This is a genomic window from Pseudomonas sp. R19M, from assembly GCF_050312585.1.
GTDB lineage: Bacteria > Pseudomonadota > Gammaproteobacteria > Pseudomonadales > Pseudomonadaceae > Aquipseudomonas > Aquipseudomonas palleroniana.
The window spans coordinates 85,450-99,577 of record NZ_JBNPJV010000009.1; the positions used below are offsets into that span (position 1 = coordinate 85,450).

Annotated in this window: 12 protein-coding genes; 4 read left to right on the plus strand and 8 right to left on the minus strand. The window is 62.3% G+C overall.

Going from position 1 to position 14,128, the window contains the following annotated elements; translation table 11 throughout:
• Window positions 1–73 precede the first annotated feature (73 nt).
• The gene (locus ACQRBT_RS01065; RefSeq protein ID WP_244698016.1) at window positions 74–1,495 is read right to left on the minus strand and encodes a transglycosylase SLT domain-containing protein; all 1,422 of its coding nucleotides are present in this window, start codon (window positions 1,493–1,495) and stop codon (window positions 74–76) included.
• Window positions 1,496–1,730: 235 nt separating this feature from the next.
• On the opposite strand from ACQRBT_RS01065, the gene ACQRBT_RS01070 reads away from it, so the two are divergent.
• The 3 genes from ACQRBT_RS01070 (at window position 1,731) to ACQRBT_RS01080 (ending at window position 4,608) form a co-directional block, all read left to right on the plus strand.
• Window positions 1,731–2,537, plus strand: coding sequence for a TatD family hydrolase (locus ACQRBT_RS01070; protein ID WP_090366041.1), 807 nt, complete (start codon window positions 1,731–1,733; stop codon window positions 2,535–2,537).
• Window positions 2,538–2,647: 110 nt separating this feature from the next.
• Window positions 2,648–4,129 (plus strand): methyl-accepting chemotaxis protein, encoded by a 1,482-nt coding sequence (locus tag ACQRBT_RS01075; RefSeq protein WP_412047185.1) that lies wholly within the window; start codon window positions 2,648–2,650, stop codon window positions 4,127–4,129.
• A gap of 116 nt (window positions 4,130–4,245) precedes the next feature.
• Window positions 4,246–4,608 carry an Mpo1-like protein gene (locus ACQRBT_RS01080; protein ID WP_090366044.1) on the plus strand — a complete coding sequence of 121 codons (363 nt, stop codon included), beginning with the start codon at window positions 4,246–4,248 and terminating at the stop codon, window positions 4,606–4,608.
• A 2-nt stretch (window positions 4,609–4,610) separates the two neighbouring features.
• Here ACQRBT_RS01080 and ACQRBT_RS01085 read toward each other — a convergent pair whose 3' ends face one another.
• The 3 genes from ACQRBT_RS01085 to ACQRBT_RS01095 form a co-directional block, all read right to left on the minus strand.
• Entirely contained in the window at window positions 4,611–5,408 is a 798-nt protein-coding gene (locus ACQRBT_RS01085) for an acyl-CoA thioesterase (protein ID WP_060753236.1), read from the minus strand.
• 90 nt (window positions 5,409–5,498) lie between these two features.
• Complete coding sequence (locus tag ACQRBT_RS01090) at window positions 5,499–6,260, minus strand: CHAD domain-containing protein (RefSeq protein WP_412047186.1); 762 nt, start codon at window positions 6,258–6,260, stop codon at window positions 5,499–5,501.
• 40 nt (window positions 6,261–6,300) lie between these two features.
• Entirely contained in the window at window positions 6,301–6,579 is a 279-nt protein-coding gene (locus ACQRBT_RS01095; RefSeq protein ID WP_017734442.1) for a hypothetical protein, read from the minus strand.
• Between the two features lie 216 nt (window positions 6,580–6,795).
• Between ACQRBT_RS01095 and ACQRBT_RS01100 the strand changes: the two genes are divergently transcribed.
• Window positions 6,796–7,833, plus strand: a complete 1,038-nt coding sequence (locus ACQRBT_RS01100; RefSeq protein WP_060753234.1) for a patatin-like phospholipase family protein — start codon at window positions 6,796–6,798, stop codon at window positions 7,831–7,833.
• 126 nt (window positions 7,834–7,959) lie between these two features.
• Here the strand turns inward: ACQRBT_RS01100 and ACQRBT_RS01105 are convergent, their stop codons facing one another.
• The 4 genes from ACQRBT_RS01105 to kdpB all read right to left on the minus strand — a co-directional run bounded on the left by ACQRBT_RS01105 (window position 7,960) and on the right by kdpB (window position 14,126).
• A complete protein-coding gene (locus ACQRBT_RS01105) occupies window positions 7,960–8,649 on the minus strand; it encodes a response regulator (RefSeq protein ID WP_090366049.1) in 690 nt (229 codons plus the stop codon).
• A gap of 37 nt (window positions 8,650–8,686) precedes the next feature.
• On the minus strand, window positions 8,687–11,338 hold the full coding sequence (locus tag ACQRBT_RS01110) for a sensor histidine kinase (protein ID WP_161548821.1): 2,652 nt from the start codon (window positions 11,336–11,338) through the stop codon (window positions 8,687–8,689).
• Window positions 11,339–11,483: 145 nt separating this feature from the next.
• The gene (kdpC, locus tag ACQRBT_RS01115) at window positions 11,484–12,029 is read right to left on the minus strand and encodes a potassium-transporting ATPase subunit KdpC (RefSeq protein ID WP_090366052.1); all 546 of its coding nucleotides are present in this window, start codon (window positions 12,027–12,029) and stop codon (window positions 11,484–11,486) included.
• Window positions 12,030–12,068: 39 nt separating this feature from the next.
• Window positions 12,069–14,126, minus strand: a complete 2,058-nt coding sequence (kdpB, locus tag ACQRBT_RS01120) for a potassium-transporting ATPase subunit KdpB (protein ID WP_174554020.1) — start codon at window positions 14,124–14,126, stop codon at window positions 12,069–12,071.
• Window positions 14,127–14,128: the final 2 nt, after the last annotated feature.

Here is a 14,128-nt window from a genome sequence, read left to right on the forward strand (position 1 = left end):
TTGGCCGCTATATTAATCAAATTAGGCAATGTTAAAAGCCGAAAAAATGCCTAATAGACATCGAATAAATCGATTATTTGCGTGAGGCGATCTTTGGCCCTGCCGGCTCCAGGGACTCCCGCTCCCGATTGAACGCCAGGTAATACTTGTTCACGCTATTAACATAGCTGACGCCACCCATCCCCACCTGCTCCATGGCAATGCGTTCAACCTGGAAGAACCACTGGTTCGGATTCAGCCCACGCCGTCGCGCCTCCGCCCGCATGCCCTGTACGCGCTCCGGCCCCATGTTGTAAGCCGCCAATACAAAGGCCATGCGTTCTCTTTCGTTGAGCTTGGGGCTGGCGAAGAACTTCCGACGGATCATCGACAAGTAGCGCGCGCCCGCCTGCACATTGCTATCAAGGCTCTCGATACTATTCACCCCGACCCGCTGGGCCGCTGAAGGGGTGATCTGCATCAAGCCCGTCGGGCCACCGCTGTTGCGCGCACCGGGGTCCAGTGCGGACTCCTTGAACGCCAGCGCGGCCAGGTTCAACCAGTCAATGCCCTGCTCCCGGGCATGTTTTTGCAGGACCGGGCGCAGCTTCTCCAGACGCTGGCGGTCGGCGCGAGCCAGTGGGTTGCGCACCTGATAGAGGCGTCGGTAGATCCGTTGAAAGGCCACATCCTGATCGGACGGGGTGCGATAAACCTTGAGGAACCGATCGATGCTGGCCCGCAGCATCGAAGCATCCTGGCGCACGAACCAATATTCGTCACCCGGCTCGCTGATCACGACCTGCTTGTCAAAACGAAGCTTGGGCAGGATTTTCGACCAGCGTTCGGCGATGGGTTTCTCAACGATGGTCAAATGGAAGATCCCGGCCTGGACCATCTCCAGCACATCTTCTACCGCCAATGTCGGATCGACCCATTCCACCTTTATCGGTGGTTGCTTGTGCAGCGCAAGCTTCTGATTGACCTGGCTGATGGCATCCGCCGCGGCACTGCCGGTGGTCAGCGACAATGTTCGCCCCGATAATTGTTCAAGCCTGGTAAACCGGCGCTCACCTTTCACCCCCACCAGCCATAACGGCACATCGCTGACGATCGGATCGCTGGTGCTGAGCTTGTGCGCGGCCTTTACATCCAACAGCTCGCCGGGGGCGACCAGGTCACCTTCGCCACGGGCCAACGCGCCGAGCAACTGGTCCTTGGCCTTGGGAATGATCTTGAGGCTGATTTCTTCACCGTCACGGGCGTGGCCGTTCAAGTACTGCTCAAAGGCGCGCAGGCGGTGGTACTCGACACCGATCGCCTGGCCCTGAATTTCGCCCGAGCTGTTGCGGCTCTGATTGACCAGCACGCGCAGGGTGCGGCTGGAACGAATCTGCGCCAGGTCTCGCACCTTGCCGGGCTTGGTCACTTCCACCGGGCCGTCCAGACGCGCTGCCGCCGTCATCGGCAGCAGCAACGTCAAGCACAACATGAGCAACGCCGAGGGTCGGATCATCCGCTCTCCGGAAAGAATACTGGCCAGCGCCCTCGTGAAAGACGAGGCACTGGAGGTCAGAAACAGAGCGCTTAAAGCGCTGGCAAGGCGCGCAACAGTGGCATAGAGGCAGGCATTCGGCCCACCACAATGTCACTTGCGACGTTCAAAGACAGCTTTAACTCGTTGTAGTTCTTCGTTTTCTTATAAATCTACAGCTCTGATATGCTTTCCGGCCGCAGGCGGAGATAGCACCATGCAACTCATTGATATCGGCGTCAACCTGACCAACCCCAGTTTCGACGAGAGGCATCAAGCCGTTCTCGATCGCGCCTATGCCGCCGGCGTACAACAATTGGTGCTGACCGGTACCAGTGTCGACGGCAGCGAACAAGCCTTGGAACTGTGCGTAAAACTCGACGACAGCGGCCAGCACCTGTTCAGCACGGCGGGCATCCATCCGCACTCCGCCAGCGACTGGAACGGCGACAGCGCCCAGCGCTTGCGCGGCTTGCTCAGCGAAAGCCGGGTACGTGCCGTGGGCGAATGCGGGCTGGATTTCAACCGGGACTTCTCCCCGCGCCCTCAGCAGGAAAAAGTCCTCGAAGAGCACCTGGCCCTGGCGGTCGAGTTGAAACTGCCGGTATTTCTCCACGAACGCGACGCCAACCAGCGCCTGCTGGAGATCCTCAAGGATTACCGCGACCACCTGACCGCCGCCGTGGTGCATTGCTTCACCGGCGAGCAGCAGGCGCTCTTCAGCTACCTCGACCTTGACCTGCATATCGGCATCACCGGCTGGATCTGCGACGAACGCCGTGGGACACATCTGCATCCACTGGTCAGGGAAATCCCGCGCGGGCGCCTGATGCTGGAAAGTGACGCGCCCTACCTGCTGCCGCGCACCCTGCGACCAAAGCCGAAAAATGGTCGCAATGAACCGGCCTATTTGCCGCAGGTGCTGCATGAGGTTGCCCTGCACCGCAGCGAAACCCCGGAAGATCTGGCCGAACACAGCACAGCCTGTGCCCGTGCGTTTTTTGGGCTGCCCTGCCTGGGTTGAAACAACCGGGTCGATGCGGTGCATTGACCCATGTCAAGACCGGATTTCTGAATAGCGGCACAATAATGGCACCTTGCCAATGCTGTTTCCGCTATCAGAGAAAACCTTCCATGGGTGCCTGGCTTAGCAATATCTCGCTGAAATACAAATTCTGGGCCGTCAACGCGGTGGCCTTCATCACCACCCTGTTGCTGGTGTTGTACGCCGTGCAGCTCGAACAACAGGCACGCAACGATGCGGCCCGAACCTCGGCGCAAGCGCAAGCACGATTGCTCGCGGCCTGGCCTGCCGACAAGGCGCTGCCCACGGACGAGCATTGGTTGACGTTTGCCCGGGGCCAAGTCCCACAATTGGCAGACCGGGATCTGTCAGCCCTCAGCAGCGCCAGCGGCTGGGTCGAGCTGAATCACAGGGCCTTGTTCGGTGAAAACCCGCTGATCGGTGCTGAAGTCATTGCACGTGCCGACGGGCCACAGATCGCCGTGTTGGCCTACGGACGCAGCCTGAGCCAGGTCTTCGCCGAACGCTTCGCCAACTACGCCGTGGCCGTGCTGATCCTGATGCTGGCGATGCTCGGTGCCTCGCAACTGCTGATTCGTTTCCTGCTCAGTCAACTCAATACCCTCAAGGACGTGATGCTGCACGTTGAGAAAACCGGCGATCTGTCGGCCCGCGTGCCCCTGGCCTGCAAAGACGAAGTCGGCCAGATGGCCAGCGCGTTCAACGCCATGCAGGCCGGCTACCAGCGCGTGGTCAACACCGTGGCAAGCACCGCTCGGCAACTGGACGAGGGCGCCGCACGCCTGGCCAGCAGCATGAACGAAGTGCAACACGGCATGCTCGGCCAGCAGAGCGAAACCGACCAGGCCGCCACGGCGATCAATGAGATGACCGCCACCGTCCACCACATCGCCCAACACGCCGGCGCCACCCGCGACCTGTCCCAGACCGCCGACACCCTTGCAGGCAGCGGCCAGGAGGTGGTCATCCGCGTGCAACACTCCATTGCCGGGCTGTCCACCGGCGTACAACAAACAGCGGAAATGATCCAGAAACTTGCCGAGGACAGCCAGAAAATCAACGGCGTAGTCAGCGTGATCCACAGCATCGCCGAACAGACCAACCTGCTCGCCCTCAACGCCGCCATCGAAGCCGCTCGCGCCGGGGAAATGGGCCGGGGTTTCGCCGTCGTCGCCGACGAAGTGCGCAACCTCGCCAAACGCGTGCAAAGCTCCACCGACGAAATCACCCGCATGGTCTCGGCGCTGCAAGCCGGTACTCGCGATGCGGTGGATTTCATGCAGGAAAGCTCATTCAAGGCCGACGACTGCGTGCAGCAGGCTCAGGAAGCCGGCGCCGCACTGGCCGAAATCACGGGGGCCGTGGCACAGATGCGCGAGAGCAACACGCAGATCGCCGTGGCCGCCGAGCAGCAAAGCCATGTCGCCGAAGAAATGAACCGGGCGGTGGTGAGTATTCGCGATGTGACGGAAAACACCGTGCAACAGACCGTGGGCTCGGCCAGCACCAGCAATGAACTGGCGACGCTGGCGGGAGCACTGAGCAAGGCGATCGGGCAGCTGAAGCTCTGACGCAATAGCCAAGCAAGGCTGGCTATGGCCCCCATAGTCAGCCCCAATTCGCCCACCCGCCCCACCCCGCCTAAACTCCTCTGCATGTTGTTTCAACGGACAGAGGATTCACCATCATGGGCAAACGTCACCCCAATCTCCCCGCCTGGCAATGGCGTAACTACCCACAGAACCATCAACACCCGACCAACCTGGCGCTGCACCTGATTGCCGTGCCGCTGTTTATCATCGGGTTTCTGTTGATCGTATCCGGGGTGTTCAGCCTGAGCCTGGCCAGTGTTGCCGTGGGCATCATCGGCATCCTGGCCGGCCTGGCGTTGCAGCGCCATGGCCATAGCCTGGAAACCCAGGCCAGCGAGCCCTTCAGTGATCGTAAAGATGCGGTGCAACGGCTGGTGGTCGAACAGTTCGTGACGTTTCCGCGTTTTGTATTGAGCGGTGGCTGGTGGCGTGCATGGCGACAGCGCCACCGGCATTGAGGTCAGGCGAAGACCACGACGCTCTGGCGGCTGATGGCGATCAACTCGCCGCTCGGGCTCCAGAGTGCGGCAGCAGCATGCCCGTAGCCGTCGCGGGCGTGTTCGATATTGACGTAGTACTGGCACCAGTCGAGGGTGGTCAGGTGCTGCAACGGCTGGATAAATTCGATGGTCCAGGTCAGGGTGCTGCCCGGCGCGGGTTTGCTCAGGTGCGGCAGCAAGGCCGGTGGCCAAGCGTCCACCAGAGCGAGGATATGCGCCTCGGTCAACGCCTCTTCCTTCACATCGCCCCGCAGGCGCACCCAACCGCCCATATCGCGTGATTTATTGCCGGTGAACGGCAGTCCGCCGACGCTCCATCGCATGGCCAGGTGCCGCATGAACTCAGGGGTGACGCCTTTGATATACGGCAACTCCTGGCATTCATCCCAGTGTTTGAACGCCGGTGCGGGTTCGCTTGCGACGTCAATCTGCGACTCACGCGCAGCGCCAAAGCTGGCCTGGACCACGGTCGCGACTTCGCCGTTCTGCACCACACGGCCGAGCAACTGGCTGACGGCTTTGCCTTCGCGCAAGACTTCCACGTGGTAACTGGCGGCTACCTCCGGCTCAACCGGGCCGACGAAGGTGATCGCCAGTGAGCGTAATGGACGGTCCGCCGGTACCTGCGCGCGCAGGGCTTCATATTGCAAGGCGGCGACCAACCCACCAAACGTAGCCCGGCCCTGGCCCCATTCGGCCGGAATGGTCACATCCAGCGGGTTGCTACGGGCGGCATCGAGCAAATCACTAAAGCGCATCGGGACCTCACATCAAGAACACGGATGGGGTGATCTTAACCAGCGTGGGGTGACTGCACAGCGCCCATACCGGCCAAAAACCGGACCGGTTCAGAAACAATCGGCGCTGAGTTTATCCAGCACCCGATCCGCGTGCCCTTCTGCCTGGGCCATGGTGCGATGCCACACCGCAACGCAGGGTTGCAAATCCGCTTGGTGTTCGGCCTGTGCCAGCCACTGCCAGCAGTCGTGCCAATCGCCCAACGCGCTTTGGGCACGCTTGAGACGGGACATCGCTTTGGCGGGGAGTTTGTCCAGGTTGGGATACGCCTCGGCCGCGTAGCGCACGCGCTTGATCAGCAACCGTAGACGGTGACGGTCATGATCAGGGTCCTTCAAGGCGTCACCGAGCTTTTGCCATTGCTTGGCCAGACGCTTTTCGATGCGCGGGCGCAAGCCCTTGAGCAACTTCTGGTGCTCGGACGCACGAATAAACCTGGGGAAAGCATCGAGGATCAACAGCAGGTGGGCCACTTCGGGGCATTGCGCAACCTGCCGATAAGCCTCGGGTTGCAAGCGCAAACGCCGCGCAGCCGCCTCATGATAACCCTGCTGGTGCAGGTAGGCGGCCAGTACTTCTCGGTCGCGCAGGGGCGTGGTCAATTGACCCACCGCACTGGCGGCAAATTCAAGTTGCTCCACCCCCGGCAAGCCGCGCAGGGGCCGCAACAGGCTGCGCAGACGCCGCACGGTGGTGCGCAGATCATGCAGGGCTTCATCGTCGGTGACGGCAGCGAGGCGAGCCTGGCAGCTCAGTAACCCTACTTCCAGGCCCATGACCTGAGCGACTAACTGATCGACCAAAGCTGACATCCCTTCCTCCGCTGACGATGAAATGCTCTGTCGCTACGGCTTATCGGCCGGCACGCGACTCACGAATATAGAAGCGTGCTTTCTCGGCCTTGTTGGCGCACCCCTCAAAGGCTTCAAATTGCTGCTGGGTCTTGGCGCCAGTCAACAAAGACAGGGCCTTGGAGTAACTGACGGTCCCGGCAAAGCCTTCAGCCTTGGCCAGGTCCAGCTCATGCCAGGCGGCATCCAATTGCGTGCCACAGCTATCACGGTAAGCCGTTTTCCCGGCGCAACCGGCCAGGGCCAATACGATCACAGGCACACACATCCAGGCTTTCATCGATGACACCTCAAAATAAACAGAAACAGTCGTAGGCTGTAGACGTTGCCTACAAGGAAAAGTGCCTTGTCTGGCCGCCCAAAAGCATAACTGACGATCGCCAGAGCATACCCGAGCGCCCTGGCCAAGCAGCAAAAATATTCCGCACATCGACGAAGATTGAGCCGCCCCTCGGATGAGCGCATTGTGGTCAACTGTTTTGCGAAGGATCAGCTCATGAAGAAACGTGTGGCCTTGGTACTGGGTTCCGGCGGAGCCCGAGGGTACGCCCATATCGGCGTGATCGAAGAAATCGAACGGCGTGGCTATGACATCGCCTGTATCGCCGGCTGTTCCATGGGCGCGGTGGTGGGTGGGATCTACGCCGCCGGCAAGCTGGACGAGTATCGAAACTGGATCGAAAGCCTCGACTACCTCGACGTACTGCGCCTGGTGGATGTGAGCTTTCGTCTGGGCGCGATTCGTGGCGAGAAAGTGTTCGGGCAGATCCGCAAGATCGTTGGCGAACTCAATATCGAAGAGCTGCGCATTCCCTACACCGCCGTCGCCACCGACCTGACCAACCAACAGGAAATCTGGTTCCAGGAAGGCTGCCTGCACCAAGCCATGCGCGCCTCCGCGGCGATCCCCAGCCTGTTTACCCCCGTGATGCAGGGCAACCGCATGCTGGTCGACGGCGGCCTGCTCAACCCATTGCCGATCGTGCCGGTGGTGTCGAGCCATTGCGACTTGATCATCGCGGTCAACCTCAATGCCACCAATCAAAAACACTACCAGTTGCCGGTGATCCAGCGCCCGCCTGCGTTCAAGAGTCGCTTCAATAACCTGGCCAGATCCCTGGGCTCGCACCTGCCGTTTCGCCGTAAACAGGCTGAACAGTTACTGAAGCTGGAACAGGAGGCATTGCAGGCCGAAGCGGCAGAGATCAACCCATGGCTGGAGTCGGCAGAACCCGAGGCCCAACAGCCCGCCGCAGCGCCGGAAAAAGAAGGCGCACCGAAGTCCGCAACCGGGTCGTTCATCATCGACAACGTCGGCCCGGCGTCACTGCTGGACCTGATCAACCAGAGTTTCGAGGTGATGCAGACGTCATTGGCGCAGTACAAGATTGCCGGTTACCCGCCCGACGTGCTGATCAACGTGCCGAAACGGGTGTGCCGGTTTTTCGAGTTCTACAAAGCGCCGGAGTTGATCGCGCTGGGGCGGGAGATTGCCAGTGATACGCTGGATCGGTATGAGAGTGAGCAGCACTGAAGTTGAGCTGTAGCTGATGGCCTCATCGGGAGCAAGCCCCCTCCCACAGGGGACCGAGTTCTACTTTTGGAATGTGCTCAAATGTGGGGGCTTGCTCCCGATGGCGTCGGAACAGGCACCCGCAATCTAGGCATTCAACAACCGATACCCCACGCCCGCCTCGGTCACGATAAACCTTGGCTGAGTGGGGTCGTCCGCCAGCTTCTGCCGCAGATGGCCCACGACGATGCGCAGGTAGTGGCTATCCTCGGTATGGGTTGGCCCCCAGATGTCCTTGAGCAGTTGTTGCTGGGTGATCACCCGTCCCGGATGCCGGGCCAACTGCGCCAGTACCGCATATTCCTTGCGGGTAAGCGCCACTTCGGCACCGTCCAACAGCACGCGGCGATAGGCCAGGTCCACCGTCAGGGGGCCGAAATTCAAGGCGGCCTCCTGGGCCTCACCCACCGGCGCCTGGCGCAGCAATGCACGTACGCGGGCGAGAAACTCCTGGATCCCGAACGGCTTGGTCACATAGTCATTGGCGCCGCCGTCGAGGGCCTCGACCTTCTGACCTTCGCTGGCCCGCACCGACAGCACCAGCACCGGCACCGTCGACCACTCGCGAAACTCGCGCAGCACTTGCTGGCCGTCCATGTCGGGCAGGCCAAGGTCAAGGACCAGCAAGTCCGGTTTGCTCAACGCCGCTTGGGCCAGGCCTTCGTTGCCGGTGCCGGCTTCGATCACCTTATAGCCTTGGGAGGCCAGGCTGATGCGCAGGAATTTGCGGATCTGCGGTTCGTCATCAATGACTAGAATCGTCGCGGTCTGGCTCATGGTGTCCAATCAAAATCCGTGGAGAAAAGAGGGTAGCTCAGGCCCCGTGTTCCAAGCCAGGTTGTGTCGGTAAAGGCAGGAACAAAGTGATGCAAGTGCCCCGCCCGTCGATGCCATCGGCCACGCTGATATGCCCACCGTGCGCGCCAACCATGCCCTGGCAGATCGCCAGGCCCAGGCCCGTGCCCTGCCCGCCCCGGTCACCACGGGCAGCGGTGTAGAACATATCGAAAATCTTCGCCCGCTCATCCTCGGGGATCCCCGGGCCCTCATCGGCCACCGCGAAAAACAGCTGCTCGTCCGCCACGCCGGCAGTCAGCTGCAAGCGGCCCTGAGGCGGCGAAAAACGTGCGGCGTTTTCCAGCACATTGACCAAGGCTTGTTCGATCAATGCGGCATGGACATACAACAGCGGCAGTTCAGCCGGCACATCGGTGCTTACGCGCAACGGCGCCAGCACGGCGCGCAAACGAGCGAGAGCACTGCCGACGATATCGCCGGGTGACACCCAGTCGCGCGCCAGCTTCAACGCACCATGCCCCAGGCGCGTCATATCCAGCAGGTTCTGGATGTAACGGTCGAGGCGCTCGGCTTCATCGCGGGTGCCTTCAAGCAACTCGCGGCGATCTTCCAGAGGGATCGCCTCGCCGAGAGCCAACAGACTGTCGATGCTGCCGCGCATGGAGGTCAACGGCGTGCGCAAATCGTGGGACACCGACGCCAGCAACGCGCTGCGCAACTGTTCGGTTTCGCCATGCAGCCGAGCGGATTCAAGTTCCTGGCCCAACTGAGCCCGCGCCAACGCCTGTGCCAGCGGCTGGCTCAACGCCGTGAGCAAGCGACGGCGTTGGCCGCTCAACTCCAGACCGGGCTTGGGGCTGACACCGAGCAAACCCAAAGGCCCCTCCTCGCTCGATAACGGCCACCACCACCAGCGCCCGAATGGCAAGGTGCCCGTGCCCATGCCGGCCGGTTGATCGTGTTGCCAGGCCCAATCGGCGGCGGCGCGTTCGGCTTCGGTCAGGGTCAGCGGGCTGCCGGTCTCGACCTTCCAACCGCCCTGGCCGTCACGGTTGACCAGGCACAGGTCGAGGTCACTCCAGCCTTCCAGATGATGCGCCGCCGCACTGATCACCGCCTGGCGATCGGTGGCGGCGGTGAGTTTGCGCGACAGGTCGAGCAGTTCGCTGGTTTCTTCCTGGGTATCGCGCAGGGCCTGCAGTTGCCGGCGTTGGCGCGCAGCAAGGTTGCCGGTCAAGGCCGCCATCAACAAGAAGAACAGCAGGGTCAGCACGTCTTCTTCACGCTGGATGGCAAACGAGAAATTCGGTGGGATAAACAGGAAGTCGTAGGTCAGGAACGACAACGCGGCGCACACCAGGGCCGGTCCCAGGCTGCTGCGTACCGCCACCAGCAAGACGGCCGCGAGAAACACCAGGGAGATATTCGGCAGCGGCAACACACTGGCCACCGCCCAGGCCAACGCCGCCGCGACGATGGTCGCCAGCACCGCCAGGCCGTAGTCGAACCAGACCAGCCCGCGCACGTCCGGCAGGCGCGGCGGCGCAGGCATGTCGTCGCTGTCGAGCACGTTGATTTCCAGGCCCCGCGCATTGCGCAGCAAGCGCGCCGCCAGGCCACCTCCAAACAAGCGGCGGCGCCAACGCATCCGTGACTGCCCCACCAGCAACAGGCTGGCACGACGTTCGGCGGCATGCTGGATCAGGGTTTTCGCCACTTCCCCCGCCCGCAGCAGGACGACCTCACCTCCAAGACGCTCAGCCAGTTGCTGGGCATTCTGCAGGTGCAGGCGTGATTGCTCATCGCGCGCGCGACCGTTGTCGACATGCACCAGGCTCCAGGGTAAATGCCGGCGCTGGGCCACGCGGCTGGCGTGCCGCACCAGACGTTCGGCCTGGGCATCGCCATCCACTCCCACCAACAAGCGTCCGCGTACCGTCGGTGCCGCCTGGCCGAGCTGACGATAGCCTTGAGCCAAGTCATCATCGACGTGCGCGGCGGCGGTTTGCATCGCCAGCTCGCGCAAAGCCATCAGGTTGGTCTGGGTAAAAAACGCGTCGATCGCCGCGCGCGCCTGTTCCGGCACGTAGACTTTGCCGTCGCGCAAACGCTCCAGCAGCTCGCGCGATGGCAGGTCGATCAAGAGTAATTCGTCTGCCTCTTGCAGCACCCAGTCCGGCAGGGTTTCACGCACTTGCACGCCCGTGATGCCACGGACCTGGTCATTGAGGCTTTCCAGGTGCTGGACGTTGACCGTGGTGAACACGTTGATGCCGGCGGCGAGCAGCTCCTGGATGTCCTGCCAGCGTTTTTCGTGACGGCTGCCGGGGGCGTTGCTGTGGGCCAGTTCGTCCACCAGCACCAGCTTGGGTTTGGCGGTCAGCAGGCCGTCGAGGTCCATTTCTTCGAGCATCACGCCGCGGTATTCGCTGCGTACCAAGGGTTGCTGCGGCAGGCCACTGAGCAGGGCTTCGGTTTCGGCGCGACCGTGGGTTTCGACCACCCCGGCGATCAGCCGCACGCCCTGGCGCAGCTGGGTGTGCGCGGCCTGGAGCATGGCGTAGGTCTTGCCCACACCCGGCGCGGCACCGAGGAAAACTTTGAGCCGGCCACGGCCGTCCCGGGGCAGTTCGGCTAACAGGGCATCGGCGCGGCCGGAGTCGCTCATGCGGGCAGTGTCCTTCAGGTATTTATCTAATCTGGCTCGATGAAGATCAACGGTGGGAAGGGGCTTGCTCCCGATAGCGGTGGGTCAGTTGCACTATCTGTAGCTGAGACACCGCTATCGGGAGCAAGCCCCCTCCCACACGGGATCAGAGTTTTTCCAGGGCCATGTTCAGTGCCAGTACATTAACCACCGGCGGCCCCACCAACGGGCTTTCGATATGTTCATCCAACAACCGCTGCAAGGTCGAGACCGGCACATTCCGCGCGGCCGCCACCCGCGCCAGTTGATAGGCAATTGCCTGCGGTGGCAAGTGTGGATCAAGACCGCTGCCGGAGGTAGTCAGCGATGCCAGAGGGACCGGGCCCTGGCTGGGCACCCACTGTTTATTCGCGTCATCAAAAATGCGCGTCGCCAGCGCCGGGTTGCTTGGGCCCAGGTTGCTGGCGCTGCTGGACACCGTCGCAAAGGCACCGGCCGACGGGCGCGGATGGAACCAGCTGTCACCGGTAAAGTCCTGTGCGATCAGGCTGGAGCCGCGCACCTTGCCGCTATCATCGCGCACCAGGCTGCCATTGGCCTGGTCGGGAAACGCCACCTGGGCGACACCGGTGACGACCAAGGGGTAAGCCACGCCGGTGATCAGGGTCATGAGGACCAGCAGGCTCAGGGCCGGGCGGATCATGTTAGTCATCTTCACATCCTCAATAAATCGACAAACCAGTGGGGTGGGTTACACCAGGTGCAGTGCGGTCAACAGCATGTCGATCGCCTTGATACCCACGAACGGCACCAGAATCCCGCCCAGCCCATAGATCAGCAGGTTGCGCCGCAACAGCGCCGCCGCACTTGCCGCCTGCACGCGCACACCGCGCAGCGCCAGCGGAATCAGCACCACGATGATCAGCGCGTTGAACACGATGGCCGAGAGAATCGCGCTTTGCGGGCTCTGCAAGTGCATGACGTTGAGCACGCCCAACTGCGGGTAGATCGCGGCAAACAGCGCCGGCAGGATCGCGAAATACTTGGCCACGTCGTTGGCGATGGAAAAGGTGGTCAACGCACCTCGGGTGACCAGTAATTCCTTGCCGATCTGTACCACGTCCAGCAGCTTGGTCGGGTCGCTGTCGAGGTCGACCATGTTGGCGGCTTCGCGAGCGGCCTGGGTGCCATCATTCATCGCCATGCCGACGTCGGCCTGGGCCAGTGCCGGGGCATCGTTGGCGCCGTCACCGCACATCGCTACCAACCGGCCGTCGTTCTGTTCGTGGCGAATGCGGGCGAGTTTCTTCTCCGGCGTGGCTTCGGCCAGCACGTCGTCCACACCCGCCTCGGCGGCAATCGCGGCGGCGGTCAGCGGGTTGTCGCCGGTGACCATCACCGTGCGGATGCCCAGTTTGCGCAACTCGGCGAAACGCTCGCGGATGCCAGGCTTGACCACGTCCTTGAGATGGATCGCACCCAGCAATTTGCCATCGGCGCACACCAGCAGCGGTGTGCCGCCGCTCTGGGCAATCTTGTCGATTTCGCGGGACAGTGCCGGTTGCAGATCACGACGTTGTTGGCCAATGAATGCCAGCAGCGAATCCACGGCACCTTTGCGGTACACACGGCCCTGGTAGTCGACACCCGATAAACGGGTTTCGGCACTGAACGGCACGGCGGTCAGTTGATCCAGGGTCGGCTCGGCCTGGGGGTGCAGGGCGCGCAGGTATTCGACGATGGACTTGCCTTCGGCCGTATCGTCCGCCAGCGACGCCAGCAAGGCACCTTCGGCCAGGTCCCGACCGCTGACGCCAGGCGCTGCGAGCACTGCCGCGCAGCGACGGTTGCCGAACGTGATGGTGCCGGTTTTATCCAGCAGCAATACGTGTACATCCCCCGCCGCTTCCACGGCACGCCCGGACTTGGCAATCACGTTGAGGCGCACCAGGCGGTCCATGCCGGCGATACCGATGGCCGACAACAGCCCACCAATGGTGGTAGGAATCAACGTCACCAGCAGTGCGACCAGGAACACCAGCGGCAAGCTGCCATTGGCGAAGTGAGCGAATGGCTGCAGGGTCACCACCACCAACAGGAAGATCAGGGTCAGGCCGATCAGCAAAATGTCCAACGCGACTTCGTTGGGGGTTTTCTGACGTTTGGCGCCTTCCACGAGGGCGATCATACGATCCAGGGTCGACTCACCGGGGTTGGCGCTGATGCGGATCAGCAACCAGTCCGACACCAGCCGGGTGTTGCCGGTGACGGCCGAACGGTCGCCGCCGGACTCGCGGATCACCGGCGCGGATTCGCCCGTGATCGCCGCTTCGTTGACCGCCGCAATCCCTTCGATGACCTCGCCGTCACCGGGGATCATTTCCCCGGCGGCAACGCGGACCACGTCGCCTTTGCGCAGGCTGGTGGCCGGCACCACCTTGAAACTGCCATCGGCCTCTTTACGCCGTGCGCTCAGACCTTCACTGCCGGCCTTGAGGCTGTCGGCGCGGGCCTTGCCGCGACCTTCGGCCAAGGCTTCGGCGAAGTTGGCGAACAACACGGTAAACCACAGCCACACCGCGATTTGCACGGCGACAAAGGTCGGCACGGCGGTGTCGGGCACGAAGCACAACACGGTCGTCAGGATGGCGGTCAGTTCAACCACCAGCATGACCGGCGAGCGTTGCAGCTGCCGTGGGTCCAGCTTGACGAAAGCCTGGCCCAGCGCCGGGCGCCACAGGGCGGAGATGGCGGTTTTGGCGGGTTCCTGGGTGGCTACGGAAGCCGCATTTTTTGCAGGCATATTCATTG